The organism is Streptomyces sp. NPDC055013, assembly GCF_053608645.1.
The window spans coordinates 55,115-76,831 of the sequence record NZ_JBSGVW010000015.1; the positions used below are offsets into that span (position 1 = coordinate 55,115).

Annotated in this window: 21 protein-coding genes; 7 read left to right on the top strand and 14 right to left on the bottom strand. The window is 71.5% G+C overall.

All coding sequences use genetic code 11. From position 1 onward, the window contains the following. Nucleotides 1–32: 32 nt before the first annotated feature. The gene (locus tag ACWGDB_RS20560; RefSeq protein WP_453823698.1) at nucleotides 33–1,535 is read right to left on the bottom strand and encodes a metallophosphoesterase family protein; all 1,503 of its coding nucleotides are present in this window, start codon (nucleotides 1,533–1,535) and stop codon (nucleotides 33–35) included. Nucleotides 1,536–1,615: 80 nt separating this feature from the next. Then, on the bottom strand, nucleotides 1,616–2,497 hold the full coding sequence (locus ACWGDB_RS20565; RefSeq protein ID WP_453823699.1) for an MHYT domain-containing protein: 882 nt from the start codon (nucleotides 2,495–2,497) through the stop codon (nucleotides 1,616–1,618). Nucleotides 2,498–2,796: 299 nt separating this feature from the next. Between ACWGDB_RS20565 and ACWGDB_RS20570 the strand changes: the two genes are divergently transcribed. Together ACWGDB_RS20570 and ACWGDB_RS20575 are read left to right on the top strand one after the other, a co-directional pair. Next, on the top strand, nucleotides 2,797–3,696 hold the full coding sequence (locus tag ACWGDB_RS20570) for an arginase family protein (RefSeq protein WP_453823700.1): 900 nt from the start codon (nucleotides 2,797–2,799) through the stop codon (nucleotides 3,694–3,696). 185 nt (nucleotides 3,697–3,881) lie between these two features. Further along, a complete protein-coding gene (locus ACWGDB_RS20575) occupies nucleotides 3,882–4,880 on the top strand; it encodes an alpha/beta fold hydrolase (RefSeq protein WP_453823701.1) in 999 nt (332 codons plus the stop codon). A gap of 49 nt (nucleotides 4,881–4,929) precedes the next feature. Here the strand turns inward: ACWGDB_RS20575 and ACWGDB_RS20580 are convergent, their stop codons facing one another. Both ACWGDB_RS20580 and ACWGDB_RS20585 read right to left on the bottom strand, forming a co-directional pair. After that, nucleotides 4,930–6,120 (bottom strand): MFS transporter, encoded by a 1,191-nt coding sequence (locus ACWGDB_RS20580; protein ID WP_453823702.1) that lies wholly within the window; start codon nucleotides 6,118–6,120, stop codon nucleotides 4,930–4,932. A gap of 83 nt (nucleotides 6,121–6,203) precedes the next feature. Beyond that, a complete protein-coding gene (locus tag ACWGDB_RS20585) occupies nucleotides 6,204–7,004 on the bottom strand; it encodes a DUF899 domain-containing protein (RefSeq protein WP_453823703.1) in 801 nt (266 codons plus the stop codon). A 128-nt stretch (nucleotides 7,005–7,132) separates the two neighbouring features. Here ACWGDB_RS20585 and ACWGDB_RS20590 point away from each other — a divergent pair, with 128 nt between their 5' ends. From ACWGDB_RS20590 to ACWGDB_RS20600, 3 genes are all read left to right on the top strand, one after another. Further along, complete coding sequence (locus tag ACWGDB_RS20590; RefSeq protein WP_453823704.1) at nucleotides 7,133–7,519, top strand: metalloregulator ArsR/SmtB family transcription factor; 387 nt, start codon at nucleotides 7,133–7,135, stop codon at nucleotides 7,517–7,519. Next, nucleotides 7,516–8,007: an SRPBCC family protein gene (locus ACWGDB_RS20595; RefSeq protein WP_453823705.1), complete on the top strand. Its 492-nt coding sequence runs from the start codon at nucleotides 7,516–7,518 to the stop codon at nucleotides 8,005–8,007. The genes ACWGDB_RS20590 and ACWGDB_RS20595 overlap by 4 nt, the downstream gene beginning before the upstream one ends. A gap of 157 nt (nucleotides 8,008–8,164) precedes the next feature. Then, the gene (locus ACWGDB_RS20600) at nucleotides 8,165–9,532 is read left to right on the top strand and encodes an ankyrin repeat domain-containing protein (protein WP_453823706.1); all 1,368 of its coding nucleotides are present in this window, start codon (nucleotides 8,165–8,167) and stop codon (nucleotides 9,530–9,532) included. Between the two features lie 4 nt (nucleotides 9,533–9,536). Here the strand turns inward: ACWGDB_RS20600 and ACWGDB_RS20605 are convergent, their stop codons facing one another. Then, on the bottom strand, nucleotides 9,537–9,914 hold the full coding sequence (locus ACWGDB_RS20605) for an ArsR/SmtB family transcription factor (RefSeq protein ID WP_453823707.1): 378 nt from the start codon (nucleotides 9,912–9,914) through the stop codon (nucleotides 9,537–9,539). A gap of 105 nt (nucleotides 9,915–10,019) precedes the next feature. Here ACWGDB_RS20605 and arsM point away from each other — a divergent pair, with 105 nt between their 5' ends. Continuing rightward, nucleotides 10,020–10,793: an arsenite methyltransferase gene (gene arsM / locus ACWGDB_RS20610; protein WP_453823708.1), complete on the top strand. Its 774-nt coding sequence runs from the start codon at nucleotides 10,020–10,022 to the stop codon at nucleotides 10,791–10,793. On the opposite strand, the gene ACWGDB_RS20615 is transcribed toward arsM, so the two are convergent. From ACWGDB_RS20615 to ACWGDB_RS20625, 3 genes are all read right to left on the bottom strand, one after another. Continuing rightward, nucleotides 10,702–12,093, bottom strand: a complete 1,392-nt coding sequence (locus tag ACWGDB_RS20615) for an MFS transporter (protein ID WP_453823807.1) — start codon at nucleotides 12,091–12,093, stop codon at nucleotides 10,702–10,704. The two genes, arsM and ACWGDB_RS20615, sit on opposite strands and share 92 nt — an antisense overlap. Nucleotides 12,094–12,405: 312 nt before the next feature. After that, complete coding sequence (locus ACWGDB_RS20620; RefSeq protein WP_453823709.1) at nucleotides 12,406–13,161, bottom strand: dienelactone hydrolase family protein; 756 nt, start codon at nucleotides 13,159–13,161, stop codon at nucleotides 12,406–12,408. A 123-nt stretch (nucleotides 13,162–13,284) separates the two neighbouring features. Beyond that, a complete protein-coding gene (locus ACWGDB_RS20625) occupies nucleotides 13,285–13,905 on the bottom strand; it encodes an L-threonylcarbamoyladenylate synthase (RefSeq protein ID WP_453823710.1) in 621 nt (206 codons plus the stop codon). Nucleotides 13,906–14,078: 173 nt separating this feature from the next. On the opposite strand from ACWGDB_RS20625, the gene ACWGDB_RS20630 reads away from it, so the two are divergent. Next, entirely contained in the window at nucleotides 14,079–15,608 is a 1,530-nt protein-coding gene (locus tag ACWGDB_RS20630; RefSeq protein ID WP_453823711.1) for a helix-turn-helix domain-containing protein, read from the top strand. A 126-nt stretch (nucleotides 15,609–15,734) separates the two neighbouring features. Here ACWGDB_RS20630 and ACWGDB_RS20635 read toward each other — a convergent pair whose 3' ends face one another. Genes ACWGDB_RS20635 through ACWGDB_RS20660 form a run of 6 tightly spaced genes read right to left on the bottom strand, consistent with a single transcriptional unit; the run spans nucleotide 15,735 to nucleotide 21,155 of the window. Then, nucleotides 15,735–16,985, bottom strand: a complete 1,251-nt coding sequence (locus ACWGDB_RS20635; protein WP_453823712.1) for a cytochrome P450 family protein — start codon at nucleotides 16,983–16,985, stop codon at nucleotides 15,735–15,737. Further along, nucleotides 16,982–18,220 carry a cytochrome P450 gene (locus ACWGDB_RS20640; protein WP_453823713.1) on the bottom strand — a complete coding sequence of 413 codons (1,239 nt, stop codon included), beginning with the start codon at nucleotides 18,218–18,220 and terminating at the stop codon, nucleotides 16,982–16,984. Before ACWGDB_RS20640 ends, ACWGDB_RS20635 begins: the two co-directional genes overlap by 4 nt. Further along, on the bottom strand, nucleotides 18,217–18,861 hold the full coding sequence (locus tag ACWGDB_RS20645) for a GTP-binding protein (protein WP_453823714.1): 645 nt from the start codon (nucleotides 18,859–18,861) through the stop codon (nucleotides 18,217–18,219). Before ACWGDB_RS20645 ends, ACWGDB_RS20640 begins: the two co-directional genes overlap by 4 nt. Beyond that, nucleotides 18,830–19,195, bottom strand: a complete 366-nt coding sequence (locus tag ACWGDB_RS20650; protein ID WP_453823715.1) for a DUF742 domain-containing protein — start codon at nucleotides 19,193–19,195, stop codon at nucleotides 18,830–18,832. The genes ACWGDB_RS20645 and ACWGDB_RS20650 overlap by 32 nt, the downstream gene beginning before the upstream one ends. Beyond that, complete coding sequence (locus ACWGDB_RS20655; protein ID WP_453823716.1) at nucleotides 19,192–19,614, bottom strand: roadblock/LC7 domain-containing protein; 423 nt, start codon at nucleotides 19,612–19,614, stop codon at nucleotides 19,192–19,194. Before ACWGDB_RS20655 ends, ACWGDB_RS20650 begins: the two co-directional genes overlap by 4 nt. Next, nucleotides 19,611–21,155: an ATP-binding protein gene (locus tag ACWGDB_RS20660; protein ID WP_453823717.1), complete on the bottom strand. Its 1,545-nt coding sequence runs from the start codon at nucleotides 21,153–21,155 to the stop codon at nucleotides 19,611–19,613. The genes ACWGDB_RS20655 and ACWGDB_RS20660 overlap by 4 nt, the downstream gene beginning before the upstream one ends. Nucleotides 21,156–21,717 lie beyond the last annotated feature (562 nt).

Consider the following 21,717-nt stretch of genomic DNA (forward strand, 5'->3'; position numbering starts at 1 on the left):
TCCCGCCGCCCGCGATCCGTGCAAGCCCGCGATCAGTGCAAGGAGATCGTCACCTCGTCCTCGACCGGCGGGTCGACCTCCTGCGCGCGGTTGCCGGTCGCGGCGTAGCAGCGCAGGCGGACCGTCTCCGGTGTGACGTCCAGACGCAGGAAGCACTTGAAGAAGGGCGGGCTGTAGGTCGCCGAGCTCGGCGAGAACAGCTGGGTGTAGATCTTGCGCACGGGCAGGCGGAACCGGGCGGTGCGGTCCGGACGTCGGCCGGCGCCGAGCAGGCTGGCGACCAGGCGGGTGCGCCGGGTGATGCGGGTCGTCGTCTGCTGGGCTCGGGTCAGCGGGATGCCCAGGCGCTCGGCGACGACGGCCGCCGCCTCCGCCTCGGTGACGCTGAAGAAGCGACGCAGGTGCAGCCTGCGGCCGTAGAGCTTGCTGTAGAAGGCCAGGGAGTCGCCGCGCAGCGGGTAGCAGCGGAACTCCTTCTCGGTGACGTTCGCGATGTCTACCCGCGGGATGGTGTGGGTGGCGTGCATGAACGCGCCGCCGCCGCCCGCGACCACGTACTGGATCGTGCGGCCGTCGACCTGGACCGGGTAGCGCTGGTAGTTGTGGATGTCACCGCCGATCGCCGCCACATAGCGGTGGGCCGGGTCACGGACGATCTCGTCGACCGTCCCGCCGCCCTCGATCGTGCAGGGGTGGTGTGCGCCGTCCACGTACAGCGGCGAGCCGGTGATGAGGATCTTCGGGCGGGGATCCTTCGACACCTCGCGCAGCCACGCGCCCTGTTCGGCGTCGATGGTCCCGAGGAGTCCGGTGTCGATGCCGATGATCCGCACCGGCCCGGTGTCGATCGCCCAGTACGGGCCCGGCTGGACGGCCTGTTGGACCTCCGCGGGCCTCAACCTGCGCGCTTCCGCCAGTCGTTGGCCGTCGTTCTTGCGTGGGCGGTGCCACAGCAGCGACCGCAGCCGAGCCCGGCTGAGCGGACGCGGTGCGGGCTCCGGCGCGAGGGGCGGGGCGTCGTCGCAGAAGACGCGCATGAACGCGCCGAGGTCCTCGTACCAGTCGTGGTTGCCCGGTATCGCGTAGATGGGTGCCCGGTAGTCCTGGTACGGCCGGAAGAACTTGGTGCCGTAGTCGTCGGCGCTGCCGACCGGATAGATCACGTCGCTGGCGAGGACGGCGAAACTGGTGTCCTGACCCGCCTTCAGGAAACCGGGTACGACGGCGTACTGGGGATCGTCGCCCTCGCCGGTGTCGCCGATGACGAGGAACGAGAACCGGTCCGGGTCGTCGCGCCGGATCACCTTGTCGGCGGGCGCGCCCGCGGCCGTCCGCTGCGCCACCCAGCGGCTGCGGGTACGGCCCGTGGGGTCCCCGAACCAGGACGCCAGCACGCCGTTGCGGGCGGCCCACAGCATCTTGGGGTTGAGCCAGGAGATCTTCTCGACCTCGGTCGGCATCAGCCGCTTGTACGTGCCGAGTTCGGGGGCGCCCCAGCCGGCGCCTTCGGCGGTATCACGTGAGGAGTCAGACACCGGTGCACCGTAACAATGATCTAGAGAAGGCCGAGAGGGGGAGCGCGGATCCGGCGCGTCGCCGCGCTCCCGCTCCCGGGTCACCACTTGCGGGCGTACGGTTCCCGGTTGGGCTGCGGGGTGCGGGCCGGAGCCCTGAACCCGCCGTCGCGGCCGGGCTGTTGCCGGATGCCGGGCCGCGGGGCCGTGCCGGTCTGCCGGGCTGTGCCGGGGCGGCCGCGCTCGCCCTCCCCGAGGACCAGGAGCGGGTCGAACATGACCACCACGCCGGCCAGGACGAGGAAGACGATCGGCCCCAGGAGCATGGGAAGCAGCAGCGAGGTGGACGATTCGCCCGCCCATGACGCGCCGGTCGTGCCGTGCAGATGGACGCTGACGGCGGCCATGCCGGTGTAGTGCATCCCGGACACGGCCACGCCCATGACCAGGCTGGCGCCGAGACTGGTCAGGAAGCCGCGAATGGTGACGGCCGCCCACAGAGCGGCGGTCGCGGCGACGATCGCGATCAGGACGGAGAGTGCCACTGCGATCGTGTCGTACCGGATGCTGCCGTCGAGGCGCAGCGCCGCCATGCCCAGGTAGTGCATGGCTGCCACACCGAGTCCGGTGACGACGCCGGCGCCGGCCAGCGTGCCTCTGCTCGCGCCCAGGTGGCCCACGATGAACACGCCGATGCCGACCACCACGATCGCCACGGCGAGGCTGAGGACGGTGAGGCCGGCGTCGTAGCGGATCCGGGTCTCCTCGACCTCGAAGCCGATCATGGCGATGAAGTGCATCGTCCAGATGCCGCAGCCGATCGACGCGGCGCCGAGCGCCAGCCAACCGGGTTTCCACGACCGTTCGTCGAGCAAGGACCTGACGATGCACCGCAGTCCTAACGCCCCTCCCAGGCAGGCCATCACATAGGCCGCCACCGGGGTCACCGCACCATAGCGGAACCCGTCAACCGTGCCTTCCATAAGCCAACTCCCCCCAGAGTCATGGCCAGTTGTGGAGCAAGGTGTACGTGTGAAGGATGTGCAAAGCAAGCCTTTACCGCCGGTAGCCGTTGAAATATGTATCACTCTGGGTCAACTCCGGTCAGGCTGAGGCGAGTTTCGGCCACACGGGAGCCGCGCTCGGTCATGCAGGCCAGTAGGGCGGCGCACACGGCCTCCGGCCTTCGGCGCACCGGCCGGCCACAAGTGGTGGCCGCCTCCCGGATGTGGCACAGATGGAGTGGGGGAGCGGCGGCAGGCAGTGACGGGAAGGGCCGGACATGCAGGAGCTCGCGATCATCGAGGCACCGTCCGTCCTCGGCCTGCGGCCGTCCGGGGTCCAGGACCTGCCGACGGCTTTGCTCGACGCCGGCCTGCCGGACGGTCTCGACGCGGTACGGGCCGGTCGCGTCGAACCGCCGGCCTACGACCCGACGCGCGACCCCGACACCGGAGTCCTCAACCCCCGGGCCATCGCGGAGTACTCCGCCCGCCTCGCCGACGCCGTCGGAGACGTCCTCGACAGCGGCCGCTTCCCGGTCGTCCTCGGCGGAGACTGCAGCATCCTGCTCGGCAACCTCCTCGCCCTGCGCCGCCGCGGACGCCACGGCCTGCTGTTCCTCGACGGCCACACCGACTTCTACCAGCCCTCGGCCGAGCCGTACGGTGAAGCGGCCTCGATGGACCTCGCCCTGGTCACCGGCCGCGGCCCCCGGCTGCTCACCGACCTCGAGGGCCGCGGCCCGCTGCTGCGCGACGAGGACGTCGTGGCCCTCGGTTTCCGCGACGCCGACGAGTCGGCCCAGGCCGGCATGCAGCCGCTTCCCCCCGCACTGCAGGCGATCGACCTGGACGGTGTGCGCGCGGTCGGCGCCGCCACGGCAGCGCGCGGCGCGGTCGACCGGCTCACCGCCGGCGCGAGTACCGGGTTCTGGGTCCACCTCGACGTCGACGTCCTGGACGACGCGATCATGCCGGCGGTCGACTACCGCCTTCCCGGCGGGCTGACCTGGGAAGAGCTGGAGAGCGTGCTGCGGACGGCACTGGGCGACCCGCGAGCCGTAGGGCTCGACGTCACGATCTTCAACCCCCGCCTCGACCCCGACGGCACCATCGCCACCCGGCTGGCCGCGTGTCTGCGCCGGGGGCTGTCGGCACGGACGGATCGGATACGCGACTGAGGGGGCCGCCCCCGCAACGCCACCCCCCGTACCGACGCCCGAGCGCCGATGTTGCCGAACCGGCAACGAGGTTCGCGACGTCGCGGCACACGACCCCACGATGGCGGGACGACGCGCGGAGCCTCACGGCCGCCCCAGAAGCCGCGATGCCCGGCGCGCCCACCGATCGGAGTTCCGGAGGACTCATGTCGCACCCCGCCCAGACACCGGACGTCACGCACCGCCTGATACCCGCTCCCGCCGGACGGCTCCATCTCGCGGAGGCGGGGACGGGGCCCCTCGTCCTCCTCGTGCACGGCTTCCCGGAGTCCTGGTACTCGTGGCGCCATCAGCTCCCGGCGCTGGCCGCGGCCGGATTCCGCGCCGTCGCCATCGACGTGCGCGGCTACGGTCGCTCCTCCAGGCCGGAGTCGGTGGCCTCGTACCGGATGCTGGAGCTGGTGGAGGACAACGCAGCCGTGCTGGAGGCCCTCGGTGAGCAATCCGCGGTGATCGTGGGGCACGACTGGGGTGCGACCATCGCCGCGACCTCCGCGCTGCTGCGTCCCGACCTGTTCCGCGCGGTCGGGCTGCTGAGCGTGCCCTACACCCCGCCCGGCGGTCCGAAGCCGAGCGAGGTCTTCGCGCACATGGGCGGGCCGGACGAGTTCTACGTCTCCTACTTCCAGCAGCCCGGTCGGGCCGAGGCCGAGATCGAGCCGGACGTCCGAGGCTGGCTCGCGGGCTTCTACGCCGCACTGTCCGCCGACACCCTGCCGACCGCCGACGCTCCGGACCCGCACTTCGTCGGTCCCGGCGGCACGCTGCGGGACAGGTTCCCCGCCGGCCGGCTGCCCGCCTGGCTCGACGAGTCGGACCTGGACGTCTACGCGGGAGAGTTCGAACGCACCGGCATGACCGGCGCCCTGAACCGCTACCGGAACATGGACCGCGACTGGGCCGATCTGGCCGACCGCACCGGCGCCCCTCTCACCCAGCCCTCGCTGTTCCTCGGCGGCGCACTGGACGCTTCGACCACATGGCTGGCCGACGCGATCAAGGCCTTCCCCGCGACCCTGCCCGCCCTGCGCTCCTCACACGTCCTCGACGGCTGCGGCCACTGGATCCAGCAGGAACGCCCCAAGGAGACCAACGCACTGCTGACCGACTGGCTCGCTTCCCTGCCGTCCCCCGAACACGCGTAGCCGCCGCGGACCGGCTCGGACCTGTGCGGTGCACCGTGCCCGCACGGGTTCAGGCCTCCACCGGTACCGGCCGCCGCAGCAGATAGGCGGCCGCGCTCGAAACCAGGACGGTCATGCAGGCGATGAACACCAGACCCGCGCCCTCCAACCCCATCGGTTCCGTCAGGACGCCCACACCGATCACCGGAACCGAGATGCCCGCGTAGGCCACCACGAACAGCGTCGAGATCACCGCCGCGCGCTGCTCCGCCGGAGACGCCGCGGCGACCGCGGACAGTGCCCCGCGGAACGACAGCCCCTGCCCGATTCCGCCGACGACCGCGCTCAGTACGACCAGCCACAGCAGGTCCCACCACAGGGCGCCCGCGAGCAGCGCCAGCCCGCCGAGGAGCACGGCGCAGCCCAGCGGCAGCGATCGCCCCACCCCTACGGGTCCGACGGCCAGTTGCCCCGCGGTAGAGGCGAAGAAGGCCAGCGCCACGACCAGCCCGCTGACGGCGTGGTTGCGTTCGTCGAGGGACTCGGACAGGAACGCCGGGCTGACCGACGTGAACACCCCGAACAGCGCGAAACCCACGAACGAGGCGGTCGCCGCCGGCCCGAACACCGCCCGCACCTGCGCGGGCAGGCTGGGCCGTTGCGGCCGCACCGTACGCAGTGACCGCCGCTCCCGCACGGTCTCCGGGAGCCACACCAGCACGGCGACCGCGCACGACACGAGCGCGAGATGCACGACGAACGGCAGGTACAGCGGCCAAGGGGCGTACTGCGCCAGCACTCCGGCGAGCAGCGGACCGCAGCCCAGCCCGCCCATGTTGGCGGCGGTCGCGACCAACGTGGCCCGGGAGGCGCCACCTTGCGGGGCCAGCTCCATCACGTACGCCGTCGCGGCCCCGGTCAGCAGACCGGCGGACAGTCCCGACAGCAGCCGCCCCGCGTACAGCCAGCCCAGCCCCGTGGCGCACAGGAAGCAGACGGCACTCGCGGCCGCGAAGACCAGTCCCGACAAGATCACCGGACACCTGCCCACGGCGTCCGAGGCGTTGCCCGCCAGCAGCAGCACACCGATGACTCCGAAGGCGTACACGGCGTAGACGACGGTGACCGTCAGCTCGGAGAACCCGAACTTGTCCTGGTAGTGGCCGTACAGCGGAGTCGGCAGCGTGGTGCCGGCCATGCACACGGCGAAAACCGCTCCGCTGAGCACACACGCGAGCCACCCTTGGCGATCACCGTCCATGCCGCCGACGGTAAACCCCGCACACCCGACGGCAGGATCGTCGGGCGGCGGTCGGCATGTCGCGTCGACGCCAGGGGTCGTCGTCAGGCGTCGTACTCGTCGGGCAGTCGCAAACCGGGCCCGCCGACCTGCCTTCCGAGCGGCTCCGCGCGGCCCTTGGGCTCCTCCCACACCTCCTGTCGGCCGAGCGCGGTGAGGTCGAGGTGCGGATAGCCGTTGTGGAACTCCTCGATGCCGCGGCCGAATGTGGAGTAGGTGTGGAAGACGTCGTCCCCGACGCGCAGAAACGCGCTGATGCCCGGATAGTCGCCGCGCATGGCCTCCGACCACGGCGTTCCGGCCTCGGCCAGCTCGGCCTCGGTGCGCTGGTCGACCTCGACCGGCGCGACCCGGTCGTCGACGGTGGAGTGGAAGTCGTAGTTGAAGTCGCTGCCGGCCGAGGAATACCAGGGGAACGTCCACCCCATCCGCGCCCGGTACGCGGCGAGCTTCGCGTACGGCGCCCGGCTCACCGCGGCCAGCGTCGTGTTGCGGACATGCAGCTGCCGCAGCCTGGCGGGGATCTGGTCGGCCGCGGAGGAACAGCTCGAACAGCCCGTGTCGCGGGGGTGCTCGGTGCCGTCCGCGTCGATGTCGTAGGTCCACATGAAGTGGTGCATGACGAGCTGGGGGCGCCCCTCGAACAGATCGAGCAGCCCGACCTGCCCGTCCGGCCCCTCGAAGGTGTACGGCTTGTCGACGCGCACCATCGGCAGCCGCCGCCGCTCGGCGTTGACCCGGTCACGGGCTCGCGTCAGCTCCTTCTCCCTGGCCAACAGCTCCCTACGGGCGGCGACCCACTCCTCGCGCGACACCACCTCCGGCAGGTTCGCCATCGAAGTCATCCGAATTCTCCCCACACGTCTGGCGTCCGCGGACGAAGCGGGCACACGTCCAGCTTGCGCCTGCCCCACCGGGGACGCATATCCGCGCTCGGGCGCCTAATGCGTAACCGATGGGTTACGCTTTTTCCGTGGACGAACTGACGGACCTGGCCGACGCGATCGCCGATCCCGTGCGCCGGGAGATCCTCGTCATGTTGCGACACGCTCCACTGACAGCGGGCGACATCGCCGCCGGGTTCGCCATCAGCCGGCCGGCGGTGAGCCGTCATCTGCGGGTGCTGCGCGAGAGCGGCCTCGTCCGGGACGAGCAGTCCGGACGTCATCGGCGCTATTCGCTCAACCGCTCCCGGCTGGGGCCGCTCACCGCTTGGCTCGCCCAGTTCGACACCCAGCGGTCCGACTGGTCGCAGCGTCTCGCGGCGCTGGAGACCGAGGTCCACCGGACGCGCAGGGACCGCACCCGTTCGACCCCCGCCGACACCCCGCGAACCGCGCACCAGGAGGACACGGCATGAACCCTGAACCCACCGGGCAGCTCGTACCCACCCCGACGGGGTACGACCTGATCATCACCCGTACCTACCGTGCCCCGGTCGACGACGTCTGGGCGAGTGTCACCGAACCGGAGCGCACCGCCCGCTGGTTCGGCCCCTGGCGCGGCGAGGCAGGACCCGGCCGGACCGTCGAGGTGCAGCTGGTGTTCGAGGAGTCGGCCCCCTGGTACCCGATGCGGATCGAAGCCTGCGAACCGCCGCACCGACTCGCCGTCATGACGGACGACGCCGTCGGCTCCTGGTCGCTGGAGCTGCTCCTGGACGAGGCCGACGGCACCACCGAGCTCCGGCTGATCCACCACCTCACCTCGACGGAACAGCTCGGTGAGACCGGCCCGGGCTGGGAGTACTACCTGGACATGCTCACCGCCGCCCGCACGGGCGGGCCCCAGCCCGAGTTCGAGCAGTACTACCCGGAGCAGAAGGCGTACTTCGAGTCCCTGAAGTAGCCGACTGCGGGGGTGCGGGCAGGGGCAGGTGCCGGGGCGCGGCCAAATCTGGTCGCGGCTCCGGAACGGCGGAACTACCCTCACCTGGGCCGGTCTTGCCTGCTCGTCGGAGCGCGGGACGGACGGGCGGTCGGTACGAGGTGGGGGGCAGCGGAACTTGGACGGTACGGAGCTCGTCGCGGCGGTACGAAGCGGGGACGTAGAGGCCGTGAGGGCGCTGCTGGACTCGGGAGCGGCCCCGGACACGGTCACCGACGACGGGCTGCCGGTGCTGTGTCTGGCGGTCGCCGCCTATGAAGCCGGCATCGCGCAGGAGCTGGTCGCGTGCGGCGCGGATCCGGACCGGGTGCTGCCGGACGGAACGACTCCGCTGGTCCGGGCGGTCGAGGGCGGCTCACCGGCGATGGTGCAAGCCGTCCTGGGCCGCGAGCCGCGACTGCGCCTGCCCGAAGCGGAACGGGAGCGACTGCTGGCCCTGGCCCGGCGCCTGCACGAGTCGGGCGCGGAGGACGCACTCCGGCGCTGGACGGGCGCGTCCGGCCCCGCCCATCGGGTCCGGGTGCGGGAAGACGAGTACGACCACGTGGACCAGCTGACCCTCGGCGGCCGCACGGTCCGCGCCGGGCACAGCGCGATCCTCACGGATCTGGAGTGGGCCTTCCGCATCCTGACGCCCGTGGCCGAACTGGTGGCCAGAGCCGTGGCACCGCGCGATCCGGACCATGTCGCCTGGGCGTCCGTACGGTGGGTCTTCAGTCAACGCCGTAGCAAGGAGACGTGGTCCGCTGTCACGGCGTACCGGCACAGCCCGGATCCGCACCACCGCAGATTCGTCGTGGACGTGACCTTCTGGTACCTGATGGGGCACGGCAGTTGGCGGAACTCCTACGAGAAGGAGTCGGTGGACCTGCTCGTCGCATGGACGGCCGAGGGTGAGGAGGACCCCGAGATCCTCGCCGAGGTGCTGCGAGTCCTGAGTGAGACGGGGCACCGCGAGACTGAGGGCGTCGGGTTCCGGTACGCCGATCACCCGGACCCCCGCGTCCGTGCCCGGGTTCCCGACCTGTTCCTCGATTACGACGCGCACCCGCCCCACTGGAGTCCGCAAGCACGGGCCGCACTGCTGGTCCTCGCCGCGGACGAGGACTGGGGCGTGCGTGATCAGGCCGGTCGGGTGCTCGCTGCGGCCCATGACGGCAGCCGCGAGGTGACGGACGCTTTCGTCGCCCTGCTACGGGACCCGGTCGCCGCTGTGCGGGGCGGCGCCGCGGAGGCCGTCGCGCACAGCGAGGACCGTACTGCGGCAGTCGCGGACGCTCTCGCGGCCCTGCTCGACGAGGATGAGTTCACGACGCGTCTCAACGCCGCCTACGGCCTGCTCCGGCGGGACGACGCGCGCACCGAGGAGGCGATCAAGCGCGTGGGCTCGCTCTCCCGCCCCGGTTACGAGCACGATCACCGCCTCTCCGCGTTGTGGACCTGGCAGCGGCAACGAGACCACCCTCCGACGCCTGACGAGCAGTGAGCTGTCAGGCGGGCGCCTGCGCGGTCCGCGGTGTGGTGAGGAATTCGGCGAGCTTGTCGAGGGCGCCCGGCAGCACCCAGTAGTAGACCCACGTGCCACGGCGTTCGCATTCGATCAGGCCGGCCTGGCGGAGCAGCTTGAGGTGGTGGGAGATCGTCGGCTGGGACAGGTCGAACGCGGGCGTCATCTCACACACGCAGACCTCGCCGCCCTCCCGTGAGGCGATCATCGACAGCAGACGCAGCCGGACCGGGTCGCCGAGCGCCTTGAACACCTTGGCCAGGTCCGCCGCCCGCTCGTCGCCCAGCGGCGCGGACGCGAGTCGGCCGCAGCAGGCGCCGTCCGTGTCCTGACCGATCACCTCGAGCTCTTGTTTCGACATGCTTCTATGTTGACGTTTTTCGATCCAAGGCGCAAGCTTGCATCAAAGAACATCAATACAAGCCGTTCCGAGGCGTGACCGCGCCTCGTCACCCAGGAGTCAGAGATGACCGAGCAGTCCACTGACCTGCGTGAAACCGTCCGCAGGCGATACGCCGCAGCCGCCGTGCAGGTCACCGAGGGCGGCACCGCCTGTTGCGGGCCGCAGCCCGTCGAGGTCGACGAGAGCTTCGGCTCCACCCTCTACGCCGCCGACGAACGCGACGCCCTGCCCGCCGAAGCGGTGGCCGCCTCCCTCGGCTGCGGCAACCCCACGGCCGTCGCCGAGCTCCGTGAGGGCGACCGCGTGCTCGACCTCGGCTCGGGCGGCGGCATCGACGACCTGCTCTCCGCCCGCCGCGTCGGCCCCAACGGCAAGGTGTACGGACTGGACATGACCGACGAGATGCTCCAACTCGCGCTCGCCAACGCCGCGAAGGCGGGCACGACCAACGTCGAGTTCCTCAAGGGCACCATCGAATCGATCCCGCTGCCCGCGGACACCATTGACGTGGTGATCTCCAACTGTGTGATCAACCTGTCCGTCGACAAGCCCGCCGTCTTCGCCGAGACGTTCCGCGTCCTCAGGCCCGGCGGCCGTCTCGGCGTCTCCGACGTGGTCGCCGACGACACCCTCGCCCCGGAGCAGCGGGCCGAGCGCGGCGACTACGTCGGCTGCATCGCCGGCGCGCTGTCCTTCGCCGAATACCGGCAGGGTCTGGAGGCCGCGGGCTTCACGGACGTCGAGGTCACCCCGACCCACCCGGTCGCCGACGGCATGCACTCCGCGATCGTCCACGCCACCAAGCCCCGCACCGGCACGAGTGGCCCTTCGAGTTGAAGGCAGGCGTGCCGTGCGCGACGGGAAGCTCCCGTCCCAGTCGCGCGAGCGGGGACAGCGCCATGATCACCGGGGACAGCATCATGCCTGCCGCCGTCACCAGGAGACTTGTGCGCAGCCCCCACTCCTGCGCGAGGAGACCGCCGAGCAGCGAACCGAGTGGGGTCAGCCCCCCGCCGACGAATGTGATCGTCGCGGCCGCGCGGCCCTGCATCCCGTCCGGAGTGACGGCCTGCCGGACGGCCATGACCGTGACGTTCACCAGCTGGCCGCCGAACCCGAACACGAAGCCGACCGCAAGGAGAGCGGCAACCGTCGCGGCGGAGGAGCCGCGCAGCGCCGGCACCAAGAGAAACGCGCCGTCGCCCAGCGCCGCCGCGCCCACGAGCACCGCGCCATGACCGAAGCGGCTCGGCAGGCGCGCGGCCAGCACTGAGCCCACCAGCGCCCCCGGTCCCGCCGCCGCAAGCGCCAGCCCCACGACGGTGCCCGACAGATGCAGTTCCCGCGGCAGGAAGAGCAGATAGACGGTCATCACCGCCGCGAAGGAGAACTGGAAGGCGGCCGAGGCCAGGCACACGGTCCGAAGCGCGGTATTGCCGGAGACGAAACGCAGGCCCTCATGGATGTGCCGCCAGACCCGAGGGGGGTGTGGGTGTTCCGGGCGGTCCGGGAGCGATTCGGAGCGGCGGATTCGCCGGATCGACAGGAACGACAGCGCGAAGAACATCGCGCTGGAGGCGGCAGCAAGGGGCGCCGACAGCAGCGACACCAACGTGCCGCCCAGAGCGGGACCGCCGATCTGCGCCGCGGACCGGCTGCCCTCGAGCGCGCTGTTGCCTCGCACCAGTTGGTCGCGTTCCACCAGTCGTACGAGAGACGCCTGGTACGCCACGTCGAAGAACACGGACAGGGCCCCGACTGCGAAGGCGAGCGCGAGCAGGCCGTGCAGGCCGAGCCAGCCGAGGAGGCCGGCCAGGGCGGCGGCGCCCAGGGCCAGAACCCGGCCGACGTCGGCGAGCACCATGGTCGTGCGGGTCCGCCACCTGTCCACCCACGCGCCGACGAAGAGCGAGAGCAACAGGATCGGCGCCTGCCCCACCGCGCGAAGGGCGCCCAACTGGGCGGCACCGGCATGGAGCGTCAGCACGGCGAAGAGCGGCAGAACCACCAGACTTGCGTGTTCACCGAGTTGGGAAGCCGTCTGACCCAGCCAGAGTCTGCGGAAGTCGGCGTTGCGCCACAGGCTCGATGGAGCGGGGCGACCGGAATCGGATACGGAGGAGGAAACGGACGGCACGGGGATCCCTTGGGTTGCCGACAACGAGGCCGTCACCCGGCGCACCACAGGCGCACCGACGGTTCAGGCAGGGGAACGCTCGCCGTGCCGCAACATCAAGGGCAGCACGCGATGACAGGCCGGTCACGGCCTACAACGTCAACGCGCGCTCGGAAGACCGACCATGCCTCAACTCCTCCTGGCTGACTCGCTGCACCCAGACCCTAGCCCTCGACGGCCCGCCACGAAGACCTCATTTCGCGGCCCCCCGACTCTCGGTCGACCCGGCAAACCCGCCCGGCGTGAGCCGGCGCTCTTCGACGACGGGAGTGCTCACAACGTCCGCTTCAGCAGATCGAGCAGCGCCGTCCAGTGCCGCTCGTCCGCGGCCTTGTCGTACGCGGCGGTGTCGGCCTGTGTGTATCCGTGGTGGGCACCTTCGTAGACCTCGTAGCGGTGGCGGACGCCGGCCTCGGTGAGCGCGGCGGCGAGGCGCTCCATCTGCTCGGGAGGCATCGAGTGGTCGGCGTCGGCATGGCCGAAGTACAGCTCGGCGGTGACATGTTCGGCGGCCAGATGCGGGCTGTCCGGCGCGTCGGTCGCCAGTTGCCCGCCGTGGAATCCGGCCGCCGCGGCCACCCGCTCCGGGTAGGCGCCGGCCGTGCGCAGGGCGAGCCGCGCGCCCATGCAGTAGCCGGTGAGGGCGACGGGACCGTCGGCGAACTCGGGCCGCTCGGCCATCCAGCGCAGATAGGCGCCGGCGTCCCGCACGGCGAGCTCGGGCGTCAGGGCCTGCATGACCGGGCCGATGCTGTCGAACAGCCCGGGCCGGGTTGCCGGGTCGATGAACTCGGGCAGATCGAACACCGGGCTGCGCCCGTGCCGGTAGAAGACGTTCGGCACCAGGACCGCGTACCCGGCGCCGGCGAGCCGGTCGGCCATCGACCGCAGCTGCGGACGCAGCCCGAAGGCGTCCTGGTAGAGGAGGACGCCCGGCCGGGGAAGTCCGTCGCCCGGGTGGGCCAGATAGGCGTCCGCTGCACCGTCCTCGGTGGGGACGTCCACGTCTGTTCCCTGTACGGAGGTCATGGGGGTTGCCTCTCTGCGCGGTCCATGGCGAACGCGTCGCCGACCCGGCGGAACCGGATCGCGCACATGGTTTCAGGCACCACACAAACGGGCCGCGGCACCCCCGCCCACTTGGGGACGGCTTTACTCGAACCGGGACGTGTCCCCCGCTCCCCTCCGTACGATCTCCGCCTCGCCGCCCGAGAAGTCGATCACCGTCGTCGGCTCGGTGCCGCACTCCCCCGAGTCGACGACCGCGTCCAGCACATGGTCGAGCCGGTCCTTGATCTCCCAGCCCTGCGTCATCGGCTCCTCCTCGTCGGGCAGCAGCAGCGTGCTGGAGAGCAGCGGCTCCCCGAGCTCGGTGAGCAGCGCGTGGGTGACGACGTGGTCGGGGATGCGCACGCCGACCGTCTTCTTCTTCGGATGCTGGAGCATGCGCGGCACCTCCCTCGTCGCGGGCAGGATGAACGTGTAGCTGCCGGGCGTCGACGCCTTGATCGCGCGGAACACGTCGTTGTCGACCCGCACGAACTGGCCGAGCTGCGCGAAGTCCTGGCAGACGAGGGTGAAGTGGTGCCGGTCGTCCAGGCGGCGAATGGTCCGGATCCGGTCGATGCCGTCACGGCTGCCCAGGCGGCAGCCCAGCGCATAGCAGGAGTCCGTCGGATACGCGATGAGCGCACCGGCGCGGACGCTGTCGGCGACCTGGGAGATGGTGCGCGGCTGAGGATTGTCGGGGTGCACGTCGAAGTACTTCGCCATTCACCGAGCCTATGCCCTTGAGGGCATGCGGCTGCGCAGGCACCCGAACAGCTGGTGCGTCCATGTATCGGTTCGGCTGGTCGGGCCGTCCGGCACAGTGTTGATGAGGGCATGTGAGGTAACGTCCCGGGCGGTATGCCGTGAGTGACGTGCAGGGCGAGGTGAAGGCCGACATGGCTGGCAGAGAGGACGAGGTCCGCCGGACGGGGGCGAGGAGCGCCGAGGCCTCCGCGTGGGCGGAGGAGTTGCTGGACCACCTGCGGCCGAACGGACGGGACCTCGGCAGGGTCGTCGCCTGGCTCGCCGACGCCGTGCAGGGTACCGCCTCGCTGCAGGACGACACGGGCGCGCTGCTCGCGGGCGCGCTGCCGGACCTGGACGGCGATCTCGTCGCGGCCGTCGCCGCCGGGCGGATCGCGTCGGCCGCCTGGGAGGGCCAGGGCCGCCACCTGCGTTTGGTCCGGGTGTCGTACCCGAACCCGGCGTCGGCGGGCGTGCTCGCGGTGTCGCGCGAGACCCCCTTCGACCGGCGTAGCTCCGACATCGTCACGCACACCGTCCGCGTCATCGAACTGCTGCTGAAGGCGGGCGAGACGACCGCCGCGGGGCGCCGGCTCGAACAGGCGACGTCCGATCTGCGACTGGCGATCCTGCAGTTGCTGATGGTGGAGGACACGGTCTCGGCGCGGCGCGTCGCCGCGGGACTGTGGCCCGGCCTGCTGGACACGGACTCCGCGTGTGTCTACGTCGTCGAGTGCACCGTGGAGGAGCGCGACCGGCTCGCCGAGGAGTGCATCGACGCGACGGGCGAGCGGGCGCTGGTCGTGCTCTGCCCGGCGGTGGACGAGCACGTCATCGTCGTCACGCCCGGCGAGGCGGAGGCCCGGGAACTGCGGACGCTGATCGGCCCCCGCCCGCGCACGTTCATCGGCGGCAGCGCCCGCCAGAGCCTGGCCCGCACGGCCACCGCGTACGGGCAGGCGGTGAGCGCCCTGGCCGTGGCGCACTTCCGGCCAGGGAAGGCCGCGGTCTACGCCGAACGCACCCACCCCGAGCGTTTGATCGACCCGGCGCCCCTGCGCGGCTGGGCGGCCAATGTCCTGCACCCGCTCGACACCCTCGCGCACCACACCCGCGCGGAACTGCTCGCCACCACCCGGCTGGGCCTGGAGTTCACGGCCGTGAGCGCGGCCAAGGTCCTCGGCGTCAGCCGCAACACCGTCCGCGCCCGTATGGAACGCGTGGAGGCCCTGCTGCGGACGGACTTCTCCGACGTGACCGCCCGGGCCGTGGTCCACCTGGCGCTCAACACCCAAGTGAGCCTGGCGGACGTACCCGACGCCGACGGTGCCGAGGCCGCCCAGGCCTCGCTGCGCGACCTGCTGTCCGGGCCCGCCCTGCGCACCTGGGCGCAGGGTGTGCTCGCGCGCCTGGAGGACGACACGCGTGACCTGCGCCGGACCCTGCGCACCTGGATCGCCGAGGGCGGCAACGCCGAGCGTGCCGCGCAGACCCTCGGCGTGCACGCCCAGACCGTCCGCGAGCACGTCCGCAGCGCGGAACCCGTTTTGGAACGCCAGCTCCTCGCCGGCGGCAGCGACCTGTACGAGGTCGTCCTGGCCCACCTCGCGGTGGGTGACCTGGATCAGCCCGCCCTGCCCGCGCCGAAATCGGGCCTTCCGGACTCACTTGTGCACAGGTGAGTCCCCGGGGCGGCACATCGGGCACGGATGCGATACCCAAGGCCTCCGCCGTCGACGTAGCCTCGACTTCCCGCGGGGGCACGACCGGAACGGGGGACCGGTCGCGTCCCCGCGCGCGCGTCCGGTTCAGGCCTGCAGCCGCACCGGGATCTCCTGCCACCCGAACGCGATGAACGACGGCACCTGACGCAGCTCGTCCGAATCGACGGCCAGCTCCAGGCCGGGGAAGCGGTCGAACAACGCGGGCAACGCCGTCAGGGCCTCGACACGGGCGAGCGGAGCGCCGATGCAGCGGTGCACTCCGATCCCGAACGCCAGATGGTCGTCGGCCCCGCGCGACGCGTCGAAGCTGTCCGCGTCCGGCCCGTAGTGCACGGGGTCCAGCCCGGCGGCGGCGTACGTGGTGATGATGGCGTCCCCGGCGGCGATGGTCACGTCGCCCACCTCGATGTCGGTGACGGCGAACCGCAGGGGGAGGGACGCGATCGACGGATGCACCCGCAGCGTCTCGTCGATCACCGCGTCCCAGCCGATCTCCCCGGCGCGCACGGCGGCCAGCTGCTCGGGGTGGGTCAGCAGGGCGACGACCGCGTTGCCGATGAGATTGACGGTCGTCTCGAACCCGGCGCCGATCACCAGCAGCAGCGTGTACAGAAGCTCCTCGCCGCTGAGCCGGTCACCGTCCTCGTCGCGCACCCGGATCAGCTCGGTCGTCAGATCGTCCCCCGGGTGCTCGCTGCGGTGGGCGATCAACGCCCCCAGCACGGTGCCGATCTGCTGCTGCACGAACGCGGCGTGCTCCGGGCTCGGGTCGGAGGTGTCCATGATGGCCGCGATGAGCTTGGCGGTGTCCTCCCGCAACTCCTCGGGCACACCGAACAGTTCGCAGATCATCCGCATCGGCAGCGGGTGGGCGAACCCGGCCTTCAGATCGACCACCGCGCCGCTCGCGTCGTCCGGCCCGCCCTTGTCGAGCGCGCCGAGCAGCTCCGCGGTGATCGCCTCCACCCGCGGCCGCATCTTCTCCGTGCGCCGCTGGGTGAAGCTCGGCGCGACCAGCCTGCGCAGCCGCGTGTGGTCGGCGCCGTACGTCGACAGCATGTTGATCACGCCGACCCAGCCCAGGATCCAGCCCCAGGAGGGGTGTTCTCCTATCTCGGGCCACAGCCGCCAGTGCTGTCGGGGGTCCTTGCTGACCCGCGGGTCGAGGATGAGTTCCTTGAGGGTGTCGTAGCCCGTGGGTGCCCATACGGGGATGCCGCCGGGCAGCTCCACGGGCACGATCGGGCCGAGGGCGCGCAGCCGGGCGCTCTCGGCGGCGATGTCGGCGCCGAACGGGTCGATGGCGACGCGGTCGAGGCGATCGGTCACGGTCACGACGGAACTCCTGGGTGGTCGGGGGAGCGAGGGCTGAAGCGGACGGGCAGTGAGGTCAGCGAACGGTGGAAGGGGCCGGGCCGCCAGGTCAGGCGCGCCCGGGGCAGGACCGGTTCCAGGTCGGGCAGCCACTGGGTGAGCCGCTCGATCGCCTCGGTGGCGATCAGCAGCGTGTGCTGCCGGACCGGGCAGGCGTGCGGGCCCGCCGACCAGGACAGGTGCGAGGCGTCCTTGGGGTGGCGTCCGCCGGTGACCTCCCGCTCGGCGAAGTACGCGAGCGCCCCGTAGGAGACGACCACCGGCACCGCGGCCCTGATCCACGTGCCGTGGAAGGACACCGGGTTGCGGGCGAAGTGGATGCCGTAGTTGGCCAGTGGCGTCTCGTGGTGGAGGACCTCCACCACCGCGTCCATCACGGGGCGGGCGCCGCTGGTGAGGGTGGAGTAGTACAGCGGGTTGCCGAGGATGCGGGAGAGCGCGTTCGACACCAGGTTGGCCGTCGGCTCGTGCCCGGCGCCGAGGGTGAGGAACACCTGCCAGGTCACCTCCTCGGGGGTGAGCCCGGCGGGGTGGTCGAGGAGCCGGCTCGGCAGGTCGTCGCCCCGCTGCTCGGCCTTGGCGGCGATCAGCTCCAGTACGTAGCCGCCGAACTCCGCCTCGCCCTCGGCCGCTTCGGCGCCGCCCTCCATCAGCTTGCCCAGCGCGGCGTTGAGCCGGTCGCTCTGGCTGTCGGGCATCCCGAAGAGGCTGTTGAACACCAGCGCCATCAGCGGCCTGGTGAACTCGGCCACCAGATCGGCCTCGCCCTTCGGCCCGAACCGGCCCACCAGGACCCGTACCGCCCGGTGCACGCGCGCCCGCAGGTCGTGCGGCTCGATCAGGTCGAAGGTGTCGATCAGCGAGGTGCGGTAGCGGACATGGGCCGCGCCGTCGGCGAACAGCGTGTTGGGCCGCCAGCGCATCATGCCGAGGATCGGCGAGTCGTCGGCGACCGTGGCCTCCCACGGCCGGGGGTCGTGCGAGAACGTGTCCGTGTCGTGCAGCAGGTCCAGCGCCGCCCGCCGGTCGGTGACGACGTACGCCGGCACGCCCGGCGCCAACTCCGCCCAGCCGACCGGGCCCTGGGCACGAAGGGACTCGTAGTAGCGGTACGGATCCAGCGCGAAGCCGTCCGCCCACAGCCGCACGGGGGTGGAGCGCGAGAAGGTCTGCCGGTCGGGGGAGTGGGTGGTCACCGGTCCTCCGGAACGTGACGGTCGATCAGGTGCTGGACCAGCGCGAGCAGCGCGTCCACGGACGAGTCGGCGTCCCGCGCGTCACAGGTCACCATGGGCGTGCCCGCCTCCAGATCCAGGGCGGCGCGCAGTTGTTCCTCGGTGTGGTGCCGGGGCGCGTCCGGAAAGGCGTTGAAGGCGACCGCGTACGGCAGTCCCGTCTCCTCCACCAGCCCCAGCACGTCGAACGACGCGTCGATCCGCCGGCTGTCGACCAGGATCAGGGCGCCCAGCGCGCCGTACGCGATGTCGTCCCACAGCGCCCGGAACCGTTCCTGCCCGGGGGTGCCGAACAGGTACAGCACAACCCCGCCGGGCAGGCTGATCCGGCCGAAGTCGACGGCGACGGTGGTCGTCGTCTTGTCCCGCACCCCGGCGAGATCGTCCACCTGCGCGGACGCCTCGCTGAGCGGCTCCTCGGTGTGCAGGGGCCGGATCTCGGAGACGGAGTCGATCAGGGTCGTCTTGCCCACGCCGAAGGGGCCGGCGACCAGGATCTTGACCAGGTCGCGGGCGGTGTCGGGCAGGTGGATGTCCGCGGCCGGGCTTGCACTGCCGGGGACGCCGGTGTCACGGGTGGTGCTTGAGGGCGCGAAGGCCATCGGCCACTCTCTTCAGCAGGTCGGGGTCGAAGCGTCCGGCGGGCGGGATCGGCGCACGGGCCAGCGCCAGGTCCCGGTCGACGAGTTCGGCCGCCAGCACACGCACCGCGGACACCGGAAGCCGCAGCAGCGCCGCGGCCTCCACGACCGTCAGCGAACCGGCGTCCAGGGCGTCCAGCAGGGCGAGTTGGGCGGCCGGCAGACCGGTCGGCGCGGGGGTGCCGGTGCCCGTGAGCACCGACAGCCGCTCCAGCTGGGGCCGGCTGGGCCGGGTCACACCGCCGGTGGACAGATACGCGGGAACCAGGGGACGGCCGCCGCGGCGGCCCGTCATGCCCCTGCGTCGCCGTCGCCGCCTCGGGGCGCGGCGGCCATCGCCTTCTCGCCCAGCCGCGTCACCTGCGAGTGCACCCGGTGCGCGAGCAGGTCCAGGCGCACCTCCTCGTCCCCGTAGGCGGCCACGCAGGTGCCGTGGTCCGTCGGCACGATGAGCACATACCCGTGGTCCGACTCGATCACCACCTGCCGTACCTCGGCGCCCTCCCGGTCGGCGAACGCGGCTGCCGCCGTACGGCACGCCGCCTGCACGGTGCTGGTGATCGCGGCCACCCGCTCGGCCGAGGGCCGGCTGAGCGCGTCGGTGTACCCGGTCACCAGTCCGTCCCGCGTGAGCAGCACGGCGGCGACCACGTGCGGCACCTGCAGGATCGGATCGAGCACCCACGCCGTGTCTCCCGTATCGCGGCTGGTCATCGAGCCGTTCCCCCTTCATGGTCGGTCAGTTCGGTGTCGTTCGCCGCGGCTTCGGTCGGCCGCTGCGCCGCACGCTCGCTCTCCGGCTCGGTCTTCGATACGGCGGTGGAGGCGTCGTCGGCGTCCTCGTCGGCTGCGGACCGAGCGGCTGCCGTACCGGCCTGCAGCGCACCCAGCGCTGCGGCGGCCCGCTCCGGTCGGCGCACCGCGGGCCGCGATGCGGGCATGTCACGCGTCGCCGCGGCGACCTGCGCGCGACGCCGGCGCCGCGGCAGACCACCCGTGTCGCTCGGGGCGCGATGCCCGGATACGGGGTCGGAGGCGTCGGCGTCATGGTCGGCGCCGTATCCGTGTGAGGTGCCGGACGCCTCGGCACCCGGGGCGACGTCGGCGGATGCTTCGGTGCCGGGGTCGTCGCCGACGGATGCTTGGGTCCCGCTGTCGACGGGTGTCTCATCGCGGGAGGCCGTGCGCGTGGAGCGCGGCGCACTCGCCGCGGGCGGTCGCTCGCCGGGGTCGATATGGCTGAGCAGATGGCTCTCTACGCGCAGCACCGCCCGGACCCCGCCGTAGGGCGACGGCGAGGACACGTCCACGCTCAGATCGAACTGTCTGGTCAGCTGTCCGATCGCGGCGAGACCCATGCGCGGCGGATCGCCGAGGTCGGTGAGGAGGATCGGCTCCGCACCCGCCACCAGCCGCTGCGCGCGGGCGCGTTCCTCCTGGGTCATGCCCAGGCCCGCGTCGTCGACCGTGACGCAGACGCCGTGATGGACGTGCTCCAGATTGACCACGACGTCGGTGTCCGGTGCGGAGTGCCGCAGGGCGTTGTCGAGGAGTTCGGCGACGATGATCGCGAGGGGCTCCACGGCGTGGGACACGAGCGCGGTGCCGGCGGTCAGGTGGTTGTGGACCCGGACCCGGTGGTAGCCCGCGAGCCTGGCCTGGCCGCCGGTCACCGCCTCCACTAGATGCGACTCCTCCCGGGCAAGCCCGACCCAGGCCCCGCACACCACGGCCGCGACCTGCGCCCGCCGCAGCGACTGTTCGTTCTCGTGGTCCAGTTGGAACAGGGTCTGCGCCAACTCCGGGTCGTCGTACTTCTGCTGAAGCTGCCGCAGGGCGTCCTGCAGCCGGTACAGGGCCGCCTGGATCTCGCGTGTGGCCCCGCGCATACCGGCCTGTGCCGCCGCGTCGATGCGCGTGCGCTGGCTGGACAGCTCGGTGCGCAGTCCGTTCAGCACGTTCTCCAGCGCGGGACCCAGCGGCGACTCCGCGGTCTGCGGATGCAGCGGACCCGGTACGGCGACATGGGGGTGAGCCAGCTGACGGGCGGCGGCAGGGAGGCGCTGCGCCGCCAGATGCTCCACCTCGGCTGTGAAGGTCTGCAGTACGCCTTCGAGTTGGCGGCGCAGTGCGGCGATCTCGGCGCGCTGCTTGGCCTGTTGGCGCTGGGCGTGCAGCAGCCCGCCGCCCAAGGCGAGCGCGGACAGCATGCCGACGGCGAGACCGCCGGTCGCCAGGTCCGGTAGTTCGATCATCGAGTCGGTTCCCCAGGAAGTCGGTTCGGGGCAGTCGGGCAGCGCTCGGTCCGTGGCCGTGGGACGAGGCGTTCGCAGCACAGTACACACCGTCATCGACCGATCTCGCACGGTCGATCGATACTTGATTTCGCAACTGCCGGAACTCTGCTCACTTCTGCCTGGGACTGTCTGTATTGCCTACGGCGTAGGGGAGTTGGTGCCTTTGTCTGCCCCGGGGGTGCCGTATGGGGCCGACCGTAACGGCCCGGACAACTGCGGCCCGGACACCCGGGTGGCCGTGGTGTCCGGGCTTTCGTCCGTCCGGGAGTGGTTCCCTCCGGATGCGACGATCGGTTGTGCGACATACCTCACTGCACGAGGTGTGCTCGGACACGTAGGGTTAACACCCGTTCGGCCCGTCGGACCGAACGGAGTTGCTATCGTGCAACTCGCCGGTAGCAAGCGCCACGGGGGACGTGAGGAGTCGGCGGATCAGCGTCGTCGCTCCTCGGCGAGTCGTCGGGACGAACGGTCGGGCAAGGGGGCCCGGACCGATCAGGCTGCTGTGTCCATCCAGCGG

Bases quoted from the DNA above. Each gene is read 5' to 3' on its own strand.
- ACWGDB_RS20650 (WP_453823715.1), bottom strand. From the start codon at position 19,195: ATGACGGGCCGCCGCGGCGGCCGTCCCCTGGTTCCCGCGTATCTGTCC.
- arsM (WP_453823708.1), top strand. From the start codon at position 10,020: ATGACCGAGCAGTCCACTGACCTGCGTGAAACCGTCCGCAGGCGATAC.
- ACWGDB_RS20565 (WP_453823699.1), bottom strand. From the start codon at position 2,497: ATGGAAGGCACGGTTGACGGGTTCCGCTATGGTGCGGTGACCCCGGTG.
- ACWGDB_RS20620 (WP_453823709.1), bottom strand. From the start codon at position 13,161: ATGACCTCCGTACAGGGAACAGACGTGGACGTCCCCACCGAGGACGGT.
- ACWGDB_RS20660 (WP_453823717.1), bottom strand. From the start codon at position 21,155: ATGATCGAACTACCGGACCTGGCGACCGGCGGTCTCGCCGTCGGCATG.
- ACWGDB_RS20585 (WP_453823703.1), bottom strand. From the start codon at position 7,004: ATGACTTCGATGGCGAACCTGCCGGAGGTGGTGTCGCGCGAGGAGTGG.
- ACWGDB_RS20655 (WP_453823716.1), bottom strand. From the start codon at position 19,614: ATGACCAGCCGCGATACGGGAGACACGGCGTGGGTGCTCGATCCGATC.
- ACWGDB_RS20580 (WP_453823702.1), bottom strand. From the start codon at position 6,120: ATGGACGGTGATCGCCAAGGGTGGCTCGCGTGTGTGCTCAGCGGAGCG.
- ACWGDB_RS20575 (WP_453823701.1), top strand. From the start codon at position 3,882: ATGTCGCACCCCGCCCAGACACCGGACGTCACGCACCGCCTGATACCC.
- ACWGDB_RS20625 (WP_453823710.1), bottom strand. From the start codon at position 13,905: ATGGCGAAGTACTTCGACGTGCACCCCGACAATCCTCAGCCGCGCACC.
- ACWGDB_RS20605 (WP_453823707.1), bottom strand. From the start codon at position 9,914: ATGTCGAAACAAGAGCTCGAGGTGATCGGTCAGGACACGGACGGCGCC.
- ACWGDB_RS20630 (WP_453823711.1), top strand. From the start codon at position 14,079: ATGGCTGGCAGAGAGGACGAGGTCCGCCGGACGGGGGCGAGGAGCGCC.
- ACWGDB_RS20570 (WP_453823700.1), top strand. From the start codon at position 2,797: ATGCAGGAGCTCGCGATCATCGAGGCACCGTCCGTCCTCGGCCTGCGG.
- ACWGDB_RS20595 (WP_453823705.1), top strand. From the start codon at position 7,516: ATGAACCCTGAACCCACCGGGCAGCTCGTACCCACCCCGACGGGGTAC.
- ACWGDB_RS20645 (WP_453823714.1), bottom strand. From the start codon at position 18,861: ATGGCCTTCGCGCCCTCAAGCACCACCCGTGACACCGGCGTCCCCGGC.